10 protein-coding genes are annotated in these 14398 nt (G+C 58.9%); 6 read left to right on the top strand and 4 right to left on the bottom strand.

Features of this window, described 5'->3' with window-relative positions:
* Nucleotides 1-84: 84 nt before the first annotated feature.
* Nucleotides 85-2886: a DNA gyrase/topoisomerase IV subunit A gene (locus BGLCM_RS07770; protein ID WP_006293891.1), complete on the bottom strand. Its 2802-nt coding sequence runs from the start codon at nt 2884-2886 to the stop codon at nt 85-87.
* A 423-nt stretch (nt 2887-3309) separates the two neighbouring features.
* Between BGLCM_RS07770 and BGLCM_RS07765 the strand changes: the two genes are divergently transcribed.
* From BGLCM_RS07765 to BGLCM_RS07755, 3 genes are all read left to right on the top strand, one after another.
* Nucleotides 3310-5058, top strand: a complete 1749-nt coding sequence (locus tag BGLCM_RS07765; RefSeq protein ID WP_006293893.1) for an ATP-binding cassette domain-containing protein — start codon at nt 3310-3312, stop codon at nt 5056-5058.
* Nucleotides 5059-5129: 71 nt separating this feature from the next.
* Nucleotides 5130-6437, top strand: coding sequence for an ABC transporter permease (locus BGLCM_RS07760; protein ID WP_006293894.1), 1308 nt, complete (start codon nt 5130-5132; stop codon nt 6435-6437).
* Nucleotides 6438-6510: 73 nt separating this feature from the next.
* On the top strand, nt 6511-7815 hold the full coding sequence (locus BGLCM_RS07755) for an alkaline phosphatase family protein (RefSeq protein ID WP_044085290.1): 1305 nt from the start codon (nt 6511-6513) through the stop codon (nt 7813-7815).
* A 48-nt stretch (nt 7816-7863) separates the two neighbouring features.
* Here the strand turns inward: BGLCM_RS07755 and sepH are convergent, their stop codons facing one another.
* A complete protein-coding gene (gene sepH / locus BGLCM_RS07750) occupies nt 7864-9105 on the bottom strand; it encodes a septation protein SepH (protein WP_006293896.1) in 1242 nt (413 codons plus the stop codon).
* A 151-nt stretch (nt 9106-9256) separates the two neighbouring features.
* Between sepH and BGLCM_RS07745 the strand changes: the two genes are divergently transcribed.
* The 3 genes from BGLCM_RS07745 to BGLCM_RS07735 all read left to right on the top strand — a co-directional run bounded on the left by BGLCM_RS07745 (nt 9257) and on the right by BGLCM_RS07735 (nt 12500).
* Nucleotides 9257-9550: a DUF4193 domain-containing protein gene (locus BGLCM_RS07745; RefSeq protein WP_044085289.1), complete on the top strand. Its 294-nt coding sequence runs from the start codon at nt 9257-9259 to the stop codon at nt 9548-9550.
* A complete protein-coding gene (gene dut / locus BGLCM_RS07740; protein WP_006293898.1) occupies nt 9550-10026 on the top strand; it encodes a dUTP diphosphatase in 477 nt (158 codons plus the stop codon). The genes BGLCM_RS07745 and dut overlap by 1 nt, the downstream gene beginning before the upstream one ends.
* A 128-nt stretch (nt 10027-10154) precedes the next feature.
* Nucleotides 10155-12500: a RelA/SpoT family protein gene (locus BGLCM_RS07735; protein ID WP_044085288.1), complete on the top strand. Its 2346-nt coding sequence runs from the start codon at nt 10155-10157 to the stop codon at nt 12498-12500.
* Nucleotides 12501-12640: 140 nt separating this feature from the next.
* Here BGLCM_RS07735 and BGLCM_RS07730 read toward each other — a convergent pair whose 3' ends face one another.
* Together BGLCM_RS07730 and BGLCM_RS07725 are read right to left on the bottom strand one after the other, a co-directional pair.
* Nucleotides 12641-13177 carry a peptidylprolyl isomerase gene (locus tag BGLCM_RS07730; protein ID WP_044085287.1) on the bottom strand — a complete coding sequence of 179 codons (537 nt, stop codon included), beginning with the start codon at nt 13175-13177 and terminating at the stop codon, nt 12641-12643.
* Nucleotides 13178-13293: 116 nt separating this feature from the next.
* Nucleotides 13294-14109: a Cof-type HAD-IIB family hydrolase gene (locus tag BGLCM_RS07725; RefSeq protein ID WP_052295079.1), complete on the bottom strand. Its 816-nt coding sequence runs from the start codon at nt 14107-14109 to the stop codon at nt 13294-13296.
* Between the last annotated feature and the right edge of the window lie 289 nt (nt 14110-14398).

Genomic DNA, 14398 nt, shown 5'->3' with positions numbered 1-14398 from the left:
ATTCCGGCAACATCGCAGCGGCGGTGCACTGCGCGTGCTCGCGTTCGCAGTGCACCGCCGCCTCTCAGCCTTCCGTGGATGCGCTCAGCCTACCAAGGCGAGCGGAGCGTCAAGCGCAGTGCCGCTGCCGTCACGCTTGAGATTGGGTTCAGGCAACGTCACGGGCGCGCCGCTCGCTGTTGCGGCCAGCAGCGGGTACTGGCCCACGTAAGCGAACACGAGCGTGTTCTGGCCTTTCAAGAACCGTTGCGAGCGCACACCACCCGTGGCACGGCCTTTGGTGGGGTAGAGCGACAATGGCGTGATTTTGGCGCTACCATTCTCGGTGCCGGCCAATGCGTCCGCGTCGCCAGCCACCGTGAGCACAACAGCTCCTGTGGCATGGAAGACGGTATCGATGCCATCAGCGGGCTGACTAGTGCCATCTTCCACCGGTTCTTCAGGAATCCATGGAAGTTCTTGCGGCTCGACCACGCTGAACGCAATCGCTTCACAGCCTTCGGCCAGGCGGATGCCGGCCATGCCTCCCGAATTGCGGCCTTGTGGGCGCACATGCTTGGCATCGAACGTGAGCAACGAGGAATCGGAGGAGACGAACACGAGACGGCTGCCATCAGGCGCATCGCGCGCGGCCAGCACTTCATCACCGTCTTTGAGGTCAATGACGCTCCACGAGTCCATCGTCGTGGGCGCTTCACGGTTCCACCGTTTGACCAGGCCGCGGCGCGTGCCCAACGCCAAAGGTGCCAATTGGGCGGGTGTCGTGGGGGCATCAGCAGTGGCGCTGGTATCGCCACTGTCAGCCGCGTTGTCCGTGTCGTTGGTGTTGACGGAACGGGCGGTGGTATTGGCATTGCCCATCGGCACAGCGGCAATCACGCGTTCCCCGTCAATGGGGTCCGTGTGTTGCGTGGCGCCGATCAGTTCTTCGGCATGGATGCCGCCCGTGAGGTCCACATTCGTCACGCCGTCAACCGTAGCGAGTGCCAAGCTGGGCAATTCCACAGCGTGGGCCAGCACGAGACGCCCGGCGGAGGTAATCAGCGCATAGTCGCTGCGCGTCGTGGTGGCAAATGCGCAACGCACCATGTCGTGGGCTGTTCGTGGCATATCGCTGCGTCGCCCTTCTAGCACCGACAACGCTTGCACAGGCACACGCGCAATGAGCCCCGAGGCTGACAATGCGATGACGCAGGGTTCATCCTCGATTTGCAACGCTTGCACCATATTGGCCGCATCGTTGCCTTTGGCTTTGCTGGCTTCATGCACTTCCTGCGCTGTGGCCTGCAATGTTTGCGCTTTGCGGGCCGCACTCAACGCTGAAGCGGACAGCGTGTCGTCACCATGGGCTGATACGGGATGCAACGTGCCATCGTCGGCCGTGTCAAGTAACACGGTGCGACGTGGTGTGTTGTAGGCAGCTACGGCTTCGTCCATTTCACGCACGACCACCTCGTCCAACGCTTGGGCCGAGGCGAGGATGCCTTCCAACTCGGCGATGCTGCGACGCAAATCATCACGTTCGGTTTCCAGTTCGATGCGGCTCATTTTGGTCAGTCGGCGCAGACGCAGATCAAGGATGTATTGCGCCTGGATGTCGTCAAGGTCGAACACTTGCATGAGGCGCGACTTGGCGGTGTCTGCATCCTGTGACGTGCGGATGACTTCGATTACTTCATCAATGTCGATCAACGCCATGAGCAGGCCATCGACCAGATGCAGCCGTTCCAACGCTTTGGCACGACGGTATTCGCTGCGGCGGCGGATCACGTTGCGACGGTGGTCGATCCAGACATCGAGCATGGCGCGAAGGCCCAGCGTGTGCGGACGTCCGTCGACGAGCGCCACATTGTTGATGGTGAAATTCTCTTGCAATGGCGTGTGCTTGAGCAGTTGCACAAGCACGGCGTCGGGATCGTATCCTGTTTTGATTTCAATGACGATTCGTGTGCCGTTATGACGGTCGGTCAAATCGATGGCGCCCGAAATGCCTTCGAGCTTATGGTTCTTCACGCCTTCGGAAATGCGCTCCAACACGCGTTCGGGACCGACCATATAGGGCAGTTCAGTGACGACAATCGCTTTTTTGCGGGCCGTCACGTTTTCCATGTGTGTGGTTGCGCGCGTGGTCACCGTGCCACGGCCATCACGGTAGGCGTCGCGGATGCCGTCACGGCCGATGATGATGCCGCCACCGGGCCAATCGGGACCTGGCACATATTCCATGAGCGTGTCCAATGACGCATCGGGATGTTTCATCACATATTTGGCGGCGGCCACCACTTCGCCGAGATTGTGTGTGGCCATGTTCGTGGCCATGCCCACGGCGATGCCTGAAGCGCCATTGACGAGCAGGTTCGGAATGGCTGCTGGCAGCACGGTGGGTTCTTTGAGTTTGTTGTCGTAATTCGGCGTGAAATCCACGGTGTCTTCGTCAATGTTCGCGTTCATGCCGAGCGCGGCCGGAGCCAAACGCGCCTCGGTGTATCGCGAGGCGGCGGGGCCGTCATCGAGCGAGCCGAAGTTGCCATGACCATCCACCAACGGCAGGCGCATCGCGAACGGCTGGGCCAAGCGCACCATGGCCTCATAAATCGCTGAATCGCCATGCGGATGCAGTTTGCCCATGACTTCACCGACCACACGGGCCGACTTCATATAAGGGCGGTTGGGCAGCAAATGCATTTGGCCCATTTGGTACACAATGCGCCGTTGCACGGGCTTCATGCCATCGCGCGCATCGGGCAACGCGCGCGCATAAATCACCGAATACGCATACTCCAGAAACGACGTGCTCATTTCCTCATTGAGCGGCGTTTCAACAATATGTTCCTTGACTGTGCGCGGATCGTATGCGGCTGGCGATGACTTGCGACGCGAAACCATGGATGCTTTTCCTCCTGCCATATGAACCATGCCATTCTAGCAACTGCGCTTCCAAGCCCGTTTCCTTGAGATGAATGGCATTGTTGAGCACACGATGGGATAGATTGTGCACAGAGAAGATTCCCGGCATGCCGGCATCCTGAAGGGATATGTATGCCGTTGACCGGGTTCGGGACCATGTGACTGCGCAACGAGAGGACTCCTATGGTTGCTGTGCCGCCTAATTCCATGCCGCCTCAAGGCCGTCCATCAAGGCCGACAGCTCCAATACAACGGTCTGCCGGCGTGCAATCATCGAACAGTCCCGTGCCAGCAAGGAATGGTGCAGCTGGAGCAGTCCCTCAACCAGCATCTCACAGTTCAAGGCCTGCCGGCTCTTCCGCAGCGCCCGCAGCAGCCGCTCCAGCGCCTTCAACACCCGTGATGGAAGGCACGCAAACCTATGTGCCCACCGTCCATGTGGGTCCACAAACATTGGTCGTGGTCGAAAACCGTCATGCCAGCATCTATCCGCTCGGCACGCGGCCATCATGGACGTTTGGACGCATCAACGACCACAGCCATCCTGATATCGCCGTCGAATCGGCGATTGTCAGCCGTGAACATGGACGGTTCTTCACACAGGGCGGCCAATGGTTCTATCAAGTGGCATCCACAACGAATCCCACGTTCATCAACGGTCGTCGACTGGCCGGCAATGCGCCACCATGCCAATTGCACAATGGCGACATTATCCGCGTGGATTACTCGATTGAAACGCCGGATGATGATGGCGTGTTCCTGATTTTCACGGTGGACCAGCATCTGGGGCAGTGGACTTCATATCCGTTGACGCAGCGCACCACGTTCATTGGCCGTGCCCCCGCACCCAACACGATCGTGCAGCAAGTGCCCTATGTGTCGCGTCGTCACGCGCGTATCGACCATACGCCGCGCGGCTATGTGATCCGCGACATGGGCAGCCGCATCGGCACGTATTTGAATGATGATCCGGTGCGCGGCGCCATGCTGTTGCGCGAAAAAGACATCATTTCAATTGGCGACTGCCGGTTCTATTACACCGATGGTTGCATCGTCTATGACCGGCGCAACACCACATCAATACCGCAACGCACTGCGCAAACGCGACCGATGCAAGCGGGTCGCCCCGCACCTGTGGGTCAACCGGGTGTCGCGGCCCCGTTGCGCACGCCAATGGCTGTCAATCCGCAGCTCATGATGCCGTCTAAGGCCGCGCGCGTGCAGACCATGCAGACCATGCAGTCGCTGCCAACGCTGCAACCGATGCAGCAGATGCCAGCCATGTCGCCTGTGCAAGAGCATGCCGTAATGATTGATGTCAATGTGGTCGAAAAGCATGTGGGTGGCCGCAAGAAGCTCACCTTGCTCAAAAACATCCATTGCACAATCCGTGAGCACAGCATGGTGGCAATCATCGGCACTTCGGGTGCCGGCAAGACATTGCTGCTCAATTGTTTGTCTGGCAAAGACTACGAGTTCCAAGGCCGCACCTTGTTGCGCGGCCAAGACATCAAGAACAATCATCGCCGTTTGCGCAGCGCCATCGGCTACGTGCGGCAAAGCAATGTGTTCTCACCTCCGTTGACGGTGCAAGAAGAGCTCATGGCGTCGGCACGCCTTCGCTTGCCCGACGATTACAACCGTGAACAGCTTGAACAGAAAGTGTCGTATGTGCTCGATGCACTCAACTTGAGTGAACACCGCAACAAAGCCATCCGCACACTCTCGGGCGGCCAGCAGCGCCGAGTCAGCGTGGCACGTGAGTTCATCGGATTCCCGTCGGTGCTGTTTCTTGACGAACCTGATGCGGGTTTGAGTTATCTCGACAAAAAAGAGCTGTTCACGCAGCTCAACGCAATTGTCAAAAAAGGTGAAACCGGCGACATGGAAGAGGATGCCACCGTGTCGAGCGTGATCATGGTCGTGCACGAGATTGACATGCTCGACATGTTCGACCAGGTCATTGTGGTCGCGGCCCCATCGCGCAAAGATGGCAGCGGCCGTGAACCGGGTCAGCTTGCGTTCGCCGGCCGGCCCCAGGATGCCAAAACCTACTTCAATAACGCGTCGGACTATCGCAAGATGTTCGATGAATTGCAAGCACAGCTTGACAAGCATACGTTCCGCCCATTCGTCGAGCAGCCGCGCTAATTAGCTCTCCACTGAGCCGCCTCACGTCAGCGTCCTCGCTCAAGTCGTCGTAGCACACAAAGGAATTCGCCATGATCCCCATAGCCCATCGTCTGCACATCCTGTTGCGCCAGTTCACGAACTGTCTGGTCGTAAGCTCCAAATTGCTCGTCAAAGCATGGACGAGTTTGCTGATCATGCTCGCATTCCCGCTGGTGGCCGTGGTGTTGACCGTGCAAGTCGCCGGCAAGGACATGTTTGAAACATCCAATGCCACGAGTTCGGGATGCTTCTTCCTTGTATGCGCCTGCATTTGGGGAGGCTTGTTCAATTCCGTGCAGCTGATCGTCAAACAACGAGACACGTTGCAAGCCGACATGGCCGCCGGATTGTATCCGAGCATGTTCATGCTGGCCAACGCCATTGTGCAACTTGTGTTGTGCTCGGTGCAGTCGGCAATCCTGTTGCTGTGTTTCCCTTGGATTGAAGCGCAATACGGCCACCAGCCGCCACCGTATGGCCGCATTATCAACAACACGATGCTCGAATACTATGTCACGTTCCTGCTGTTGTTCTACGCGGCCGACGCTTTGGGCCTTGTCATTTCCACGCTCGTGAAAAAGGCCGAAACGGCCAGCGTGATCACGCCATACATTTTGATTGTGCAACTCATTTTCTCAGGCTTGCTCTTCCCGTTAAGCGGTGTGACCGACACAATCTCGTACGGCATGGAAAGCCGCTGGGGTATGGAAGCGTTGGCCGTGACGAGCGACATCAATTATTATCCCGACAAAGTTAGTCGCCAACAGATCAAAGAGACACGCAAAGTCGAGGAACAGACACGCCGCCAGCAAGAACAAGCCCAGGAGCAGGCGCGCCAGGCCCAAGAACAAGCCGAACAACAAGCCCGGCAGCAAGCGCAACTGCAAAGTCAACAGGCTCCTGCCCCCTCACCCGCAACGAACGGAACCGACGCACAGTCCCAACAGGATTCGAAGCAGGACGCGGCACAAGACACGACGGTTGACTCGTTCAGCGACAAGGAACTCAAGGACCTGCTGGGCCGCGAACCTGCACAGTGGGAGCGTGACGACACGGACGGCAATGACGAGGCCGCGCAATGCCAAGCCGCTTCCGGCGCAGCTTACGATGGCAGTGAGGATGAGAATGGCGAACGCACGCGTGATTATCGCGGCGTGACAGGGTATGACAAAGACGGCCGCCGCATTGAATACGGCAGTTGTTTCAACCCGTCCTCGGCAAGCGCATCCTATGAATATACAGTCAAACATTTATGGCAGGTATGGGGCATTCTTGCCGGTTTCGTAGTGGTGTTCCTCGTGCTGGCCGATATTCTCGTGCACCGTTACAAGAGTACGAAGAACCTGGGCCGTGACTGACATGCTGCCAGTGCGCCACACCGTGCGCAAGGCCTGACAACGCCGCTCAATCCCGTCCAAAACCCGCGCTTGAATGGGCATCATGATTGCATTACCGCCGATTGATCAGCTTGTGGACTTCATACCGACTGTGCATTACGGCGACCACACGCAGGTCAGTCCCAGCAGCACAGCTGAGACGCGGTCTGGTTCAGCCGGTTCAGCCGATTCAGTTCAACGTTCCGCCAGCGGTTCGCCAATCGGCGGCGCATTGCATTTGTCAAGCGTGCTGCCCGCTGTCACTGATGCGCTTGGCGCGCCCGTCACCACGGCCGTGCATCATGACCCGGCGGCGTTACGCCAGGCGTTGGGCATGCCGACCGCTTCCCGTGCGCTCGTGGTGCTCGTGGACGGCATGGGATTTTGGAACCTCGTCGATCGCGTAGGACACGCCCCCTATTTGCGCGGTCTGCTCAAGGACAGTGCCAACGCGCGCCCGATCGCCACGTGCGCTCCGAGCACGACAGTGGCCGCCATGGGCACGTTCGGCACGGGAACCTGCCCGGGGTTGACCGGTATGGCCGGTTACACGCAACTCAATCCGCAGACAGGTCAGATCAGTCAGCTGATCCAGTTCCGCAACGCGCTCAAACCCGACGATTTGCAACGTGAACCCACGGTGTTCGAGCGCCTCGCCGCGCGCGGGGTGCGTGCCACAAGCGTAGGGCTGTCGAAATTCGCGAACTCGCCGCTGACCCAAGCGTCACTACACGGCAGCACCTATGTCAAGGCCGACCGTCCCGCGGCGATCGTGCAGCGCACGCTCGAATCGTTGCGTGAGCCGGGACTGACCTATCTGTACTTGCGTGACGTCGACAAAGTCGGTCATTCGTTGGGTTGGACCGGAGACGAGTGGGGAGGGGCGCTTGAACACGTGGACGACATGCTCGGCCAGATCAGCCGGCAAGCTCCCCGCGGCACGCTGATCGTGATTGTCGCCGACCATGGCATGGTCAACGCGAATCCCGCACAACGCATTGACGTGGCCCAAGAGCCTACGCTCATGCAAGGCGTGCATCTGATCGGTGGGGAGCCGCGTTCGCTGATGCTGTATCTTAACGACGACGCGCATCCCGGCGATGTTGCGGCCCGTTGGCGTGAACGGCTCGGTTCGCATGCGCTCATACGCACGCGTGACGAGGCGCTCGCGCAAGGATTGTACGGTCCCGTCAGCGAGCATGTGCTGCCGATGCTCGGCCAGGTGAGCGTGTGCGTCAACGACGGCTATACGCTCGTCGATTCGTCCACACAAACAGCAGTGGCCATGTCACTGCCCAGCGTGCATGGTTCGCAAACGCGTATGGAAATGGAAATCCCCTGTCTGATTGACGTCGACTGACAGCAATCAGACAGGGGAGAGGCGGACTATTCTGCGCGTTCGGCAGCCTTACTCGCCTTTGCCGAACAGGATTTCATCCCAGCTTGGCATTTGCTTGCGGCCGCCATGACGCGTCGTGCGCTCGCGGTCATCGGTGGGCGGGGCTCCGGCGCTTTCTGGCGTTACTGTGGGTGTCGCCGTGGGCGCGACTGGCAGCGAACCTGTTTCGTTGGCTGGGGCGGGTGCCGGCTGTGCGGGTGCTGGCTGGTTCAGTGCCGGATCGGCGGGAGGCACGCTCGCAGCACCCATCATCGCGCGCACGAATCCCACTGTTTGCGCGTTCTGCCGTGTCGTGGTATTTGATGATGATTGCTGTTTGCCCGCATCGTGGCCGCTGCCAGCCACATGCGCATGCACCTCGGCTACTTCAGCCGTAATCACTTTATCGTTGGCTGACACTTCGGCGCCTTGCGCCATAGCGTCAACCTCCACCACGGTGTCGTCCGTGTCGGCGGTCTGCACATTGGCGGCTGCTGGCGCAAGGGATGAGGGCCGATCGTCGGCTTGGGGTGCCGGAGCCGCATGCTTGGGTTGAGCGGCTTGTTGCGCGGAGGAGACGGCCAGTTCAATGCGCGCCGAGCGTGCCGAGTCGCCAGGCAATGGTGAGGAGGATACGGCCTCTTGCAACGTCAGGTCGTCATCGTCGGATTGGGAGGGCGCCGGCGTGGATTGTTCGCCCAACAACGTGCGCGCGGCCGAGTTGAGGCAGCCGATCGCATTGTCGTGTGTGCTCCACGACCATTGCGCATGGATACGCCGTCCTTCGGCGGTCGTGAACGATGCCGTGATATGCCATGGTTCGATGGCGCGGCGTGTGGCTGACCAGTGCACGTCCGAACGGTTCACGCGCAACGCGGCCAACGTGCGGTCGATGAGTTCCGAAATGGTATGCACCTTGGCTTCCTTGGGCGCCGCGACATTGAGGAATTGCTTGATCGCGTAGTTTTTTTCGCTTTCTACAGACCCTGAGAATCGGCGTACGAGTGTTTCGTCCAGATCGTAGCGTTCAGCCACCGTATGCGGGTCGAGGCCGGCGCGAATCAGTTGTTGAATCTGTGAAATCGGAATCGTGCGCTTATGCTCGACATGTTGTTCACCAATATGGTCGGATTTGATTTGCTTGGCGGACATGATCGCCCGGTCCAATTCCTCGTTGACGTCGACCAGGAACGTTTGCGTGCCCATGGAAAAGGCCAGGTCGCCATCATCAGTGACATGGTCGAACCGTGCTTTGGGAATGCCTGCAACCATTGAATCAGCCCCGCTTTCATGCAATATGTAAAAATTAGTGTACACGCGCGATGCCAGTGGACTTTACGAATGAAAGAAATAGTGTATCCTATGCGGGGAAACGGGCTATTGGAAGATGGCCTTGAACAAAGGTGCGACCGAAAGGACAGCCATGGCACAGGATTATGATTCCCCGCGCAACACCGATGAGGATGAGGAGTCGCTGCAGGCTCTGGGTAAAAGCTCCCAAAACGACGCCGCCAACATGGACGATGACGAGAACGCCATCGCCGAAGATTATGAACTGCCCGGTGCCGACCTGAGTAACGAGGATGCGTCGGTGACTGTCATTCCGATGCAGGGCGACGAGTTCATTTGCTCCGAATGCTTCCTCGTGAAGCATCGCAGCCAGTTGGCGTATACCACTGATGACGGCCAACCCGTGTGCGAGGAGTGCGCCATCTGATGACCGTCGATACGGCATACAACGAGCCTGAAGACACTGAAGTGCTCGTCAAATCATTGGATGCGGCCTACCCTGCGCAATTGCATTACGCGCATGCAGGCGACGCCGGCGCCGATTTGATCACGACGCAAGCGATTGACCTTGCTCCGTTCGAGCGTGCGCTCGTGCCTACCGGCGTGGCCATTGCGCTGCCTGCCGGATACGTGGCGTTCGTGCATCCGCGCTCGGGATTGGCCGTCAAACACGGCGTGACCGTGCTCAACGCGCCCGGCACGATCGACGCGGGCTACCGCGGAGAAATCAAGGTGCCGTTAATCAATCTTGATGCGCATGAAACCGTGCATTTTGAACCGGGTGACCGTATTGCGCAGCTCGTGATTCAGCGCTACGTGCAGGCGAAGTTCATTGAAGCCCAGACGTTGCCGTCCTCGGATCGGGCGGAACGCGGATTCGGATCGACAGGAGTGGCGTCCTGACGAATAGGCCACACGGCGTTGCGACGGGCAAGCGGGTATCAGGGAAATAATAATGTACCGTACCCCCGAACAGGTAGGGTACACTGGACGGCACAACCGGACGGATGGAACTGAATAAAGGAGGGCCCATGGGTGAAGCGGCGGACGAACCGCAGTCGTCAAGCATGCTGGGATGCGAGATCAGCACGAACCCGTTGGACCCGCTGCAGCCCATCATCTCCGCATGTGAAGCGCACCATCCCGGCGAGGACATGTCGATGGTGCGTCGCGCCTATGAACGCGCCGTGCTGCAGCACAGTGACCAGCGTCGAAAATCAGGTGAACCCTACATCATCCATCCGATGGCCGTCGCGCAGATTCTCGCCGACCTTGGCATGGGACCGATTGTTGTGGCCGCGGGATTGCTGCACGACACGGTGGAAGACACGGACTATACGCTCGAAGAATGCCGGGCCGAATTTGGCGACACGGTCACAGGGCTTGTGGACGGCGTGACGAAGCTGACCAAGATGGACGTGGGAGACTCGGCCCAAGCTGAAACGATCCGCAAAATGGTCGTGGCGATGAGCCGTGACGTGCGTGTGCTCGTTGTCAAACTGGCCGACCGCGTGCATAACGCGCGCACCTGGCGCTATGTCAAGCCCACGAGCGCCCAGCGCAAAGCGCGCGAAACGCTCGACGTGTACGCGCCGTTGGCGAACCGGTTGGGCATGAACGCCATCAAAACGGAACTTGAAGAGCTGAGCTTCAAAGTGCTGCACCCCAAGATTTACAACGAAATCGTGGTGCTCGTGCAAAAGCGAGCCGGGCAGCGTGAAGTCTATCTCAAGCAGATTTTGGCTGAAATCAACGAAGATCTGGCCGAACAGCACATCAGCGCCCACGTGACGGGACGGCCCAAAGACTATTTCTCAATCTATCAGAAAATGATCGTGCGCGGCCATGATTTTTCCGATATTTACGATCTGGTGGGCGTGCGCATCATCGTCGACACGATCCAGGACTGTTATGCCGCGCTGGGCGCCGTGCACGCGCGCTGGAATCCTGTGCCGGGACGGTTCAAGGATTACATCGCGATGCCCAAACTCAACATGTACCAGTCGTTGCACACGACGGTCGTGGGCCCGGGCGGCAAACCGGTGGAAATTCAGATTCGCGCGTGGGACATGCATCGGCGCGCCGAATACGGCATCGCCGCCCACTGGAAGTACAAGGCGAACGGTCAGGCCGGACGCGCGCTGAGCACGCCGGACGCTGATGACCGCAAACGCAGCGAAACCCAGGATTTAAGCGAAGGGGACAATCTCAAATGGATCCAGCAGCTCGCCGATTGGACGAGCGAAACGCCGGACTCCAACGAATTCCTGGGCTCACTCAAAGAGGATCTGGGCTCGGCGGAAGTGTATGTGTTCACGCCCAAAGGCAAGATCGTCTCGCTGCCGGCCGATGCCACGCCCGTCGATTTCGCTTACGCCGTGCATACGGAAGTAGGCCATCGCACGATGGGTGCGCGCGTCAATGGACGTCTTGTGCCACTCGACACGAAACTTGAAAACGGCGATACGGTCGAAGTGTTGACGTCGAAATCCGACCAGGCCGGCCCGTCACGCGACTGGATGAGCTTTGTCAAAAGCCAGAAAGCGCGTAACAAGATCCGCCAATGGTTTACGAAGGAACGTCGTGAGGATGCGATTGAGGAAGGCCGCGACGAACTGACGCGCGCCATGCGCAAACGCAACCTGCCGATTTCCGCGTTGATGAGGCCCGAAGCGCTGATTGGCGTGGCCCAGGAATTGAATTTCCCCAATGGTGAGGCTGTGCTGGCCGCCGTGGGAGACGGCCGTATTTCCACACAGAATGTGATTTCGCGCCTCGTCAAGGATGCAGGCGAGGATGAGGTCACGAAAGAAGCTGAGGAGGAAGTGCTGCCGCTGCGCGTGCAGTCCAACCGTCAGCGTTCGGGCGCGAACTCCTCCGGTATCGCCGTCAAAGGCGAGGAAGGTATCTGGGTCAAGCTGGCGCACTGCTGCATGCCGGTGCCGGGTGACGACATCATCGGGTTCATCACGCGCAATGAAGGCGTGTCCGTGCATCGCACGGACTGCGTGAACATTCTCAATCTGGAAAAGAAAGAACCCGAACGCATCATCGAAGTGTCGTGGACGAGCGACAAAGGCTTGTTCATGGTGCGCATCCAGGTCGAAGCGTTGGACCGTCCGCATCTGCTCAGCGATGTGACGCGTGTGCTGTCCGATCACGGCGTCAACATTCTGTCGGGCACGATCCAAACGGGATCCGACCGTGTGGCCACGTCGCAGTTCTCGTTTGAAATGGCTGATCCGCAGCATTTGAACACGGTGCTGGCTGCAGTGCGCAAGATTGAGGGCGTGTTCGACGTCTACCGGTTGACGGGCGCCAAAGATTCCGCCCAGCCGCGCATGCGCCGTATGCGCCATCGTGCAGGCCAGGAGTGAATGTTCAGCGTTGCTCGTGCTGCTGGCAGCGGTAGGGCAATGACGTAACGGCCTGTCACATACGAATGTGGCCCGGATTCACGCGTCAATAGGCGCGGATCCGGGCCACAATGCTACAAAGTTGGGGGAGAGGTGCCGGCTCAGACGAGCTCGATCGACTCGATCATGATCGGCTCGAGCGGACGGTCCTGGCCGTCGGTCGCCGTGGTATCGATATGGTCGACGACCTTCTTCGAGGCTTCATCAGCAACTTCACCGAAGATCGTGTGATGGCCGTTGAGCCACGGCGTCGGCACAGTCGTGATGAAGAACTGCGAACCATTCGTGCCATGGATCTTGCCGTCGGCGCCGCGACGCAGACCCGCGTTGGCCATGGCCAGCAGATAAGGGCGGTCGAACGTGAGCGACGGGTCGATCTCGTCATCGAAGTTGTAACCCGGGCCGCCAGTGCCCGTGCCGAGCGGGCAGCCGCCCTGGATCATGAAATCCTTGATGACGCGGTGGAACGTCAGGCCGTTGTAGAACGCTTCGTTCGACGACTGTCCCGTCATTGGATCGGTCCATGCCTTCTTGCCGCTAGCCAGCCCCAAGAAGTTCTCGACCGTTTCAGGGGCTTTGTCGTCGAATAGGTTGATTGTGATGTCACCTTCAGAGGTGTGCATGATAATAGTGCTCATAGTTCGCAAGACTAGCATCGCAGCCGCCGAAACACTGCAAGAACGCTGGGAATTGTGTGACATGCGCGTGTTGTGCGGCTGCGTGCGTAGGCTGCGAGACCGTTCCCTCGCGCAGGTCAGTCGCCCAGCACGCCCAGTTGCTGGCATGCGTAAGCGATGCCGTCCTGATCCACGCTGCGTGTGACGAAGTCGGCGTGCGTTTTGACGTCATCCGCAGCGTTGCCCATGGCCACGCCAATTCCCGCGGCCTGGAGCATGTCGATATCATTGCCGCCGTCACCAAACGCGATAGCCTCGTCCATCGTCCATCCATGATGGTTCATCACGGCTTGGATGCCGCGATGTTTGCCGCCGTCCGCCGGTATCAGGTCGGCGAACGTGGGTGCCCAGCGCACGCCGCGCACGTTATGGCACAGTTGCGTCAGCGCCTGCTCCTGCTCGGTGCTGATGTATGGGCTGATTTGGAATGTGTCGGTTGTGGCGGTGCGCGTCACCGGGTCGGCAATATGCACAGCCGGTGCTGTTTTGCCCAAGGCTTTCCACGATTGGCGCATCGTGTCGTCCATCTGGTTGAAATACACGTAATCCTTCTCGGCAAAACTCGCCACCACATCGGGATGGTCGGCGAACCACTCCATCATGATATCGATGTCGTCTTGGGCCAGCGGTTGCTCGCGGATCAGCTCGCCACCATCCACACAGTACTGTCCGTTGAGTCCGATGATGCCGTTGAACGTCACGGGAATGCGCTCCAGAACGACGTTGAGGAATGAAGGCGCGCGTCCCGTGCAAATATAGATCGCTATGCCGTGGTCCTGCAGCGCATGCAACGTGCGGACTGTGGACTGGGGCACTTCATGCGTGGTGAAACTCGTCAATGTGCCGTCAATATCGAAAAAAGCTGCTTTGATATTGGCCGCCCGCTGCTGCATGGTTGCCCGCTGATCGTTACTCACGCTCATGTCACCCTCTTCATGGTTCGAGAACATTGATATTCCTGTGGTTGCCGCGTGGCTTCTGCAAGCCGCTTACGCATCCGATACGACCACGGTAGTTCACATAGTGGAATTTGCATCCGAGTTGTTCGAGACCCGTCGCTATGTTGACTCGTATCGGTAGCCAAACTGGCGAGTCCATCGCCGAACCGATAGCGGCTCACACGGCTTCATGTGTCTTGCAGTGTTGTATCACTGGCATGAAACGTTGAGCACCCTGACAGCG

Origin of the sequence: Bifidobacterium gallicum DSM 20093 = LMG 11596, from assembly GCF_000741205.1 — a bacterium.
GTDB lineage: Bacteria > Actinomycetota > Actinomycetes > Actinomycetales > Bifidobacteriaceae > Bifidobacterium > Bifidobacterium gallicum.
This window is presented reverse-complemented; position numbering and strand designations above follow the sequence as displayed.

What these genes read in the sequence shown, in the direction of transcription:
- BGLCM_RS07760 (WP_006293894.1), top strand. Translation starts at nt 5,130, where the DNA reads ATGATCCCCATAGCCCATCGTCTGCACATCCTGTTGCGCCAGTTCACG.
- BGLCM_RS07770 (WP_006293891.1), bottom strand. Translation starts at nt 2,886, where the DNA reads ATGGTTTCGCGTCGCAAGTCATCGCCAGCCGCATACGATCCGCGCACA.
- BGLCM_RS07765 (WP_006293893.1), top strand. Translation starts at nt 3,310, where the DNA reads ATGGAAGGCACGCAAACCTATGTGCCCACCGTCCATGTGGGTCCACAA.
- sepH (WP_006293896.1), bottom strand. Translation starts at nt 9,105, where the DNA reads ATGGTTGCAGGCATTCCCAAAGCACGGTTCGACCATGTCACTGATGAT.
- BGLCM_RS07725 (WP_052295079.1), bottom strand. Translation starts at nt 14,109, where the DNA reads ATGCAGCAGCGGGCGGCCAATATCAAAGCAGCTTTTTTCGATATTGAC.
- dut (WP_006293898.1), top strand. Translation starts at nt 9,550, where the DNA reads ATGACCGTCGATACGGCATACAACGAGCCTGAAGACACTGAAGTGCTC.
- BGLCM_RS07735 (WP_044085288.1), top strand. Translation starts at nt 10,155, where the DNA reads ATGGGTGAAGCGGCGGACGAACCGCAGTCGTCAAGCATGCTGGGATGC.
- BGLCM_RS07745 (WP_044085289.1), top strand. Translation starts at nt 9,257, where the DNA reads ATGGCACAGGATTATGATTCCCCGCGCAACACCGATGAGGATGAGGAG.
- BGLCM_RS07730 (WP_044085287.1), bottom strand. Translation starts at nt 13,177, where the DNA reads ATGAGCACTATTATCATGCACACCTCTGAAGGTGACATCACAATCAAC.
- BGLCM_RS07755 (WP_044085290.1), top strand. Translation starts at nt 6,511, where the DNA reads ATGGGCATCATGATTGCATTACCGCCGATTGATCAGCTTGTGGACTTC.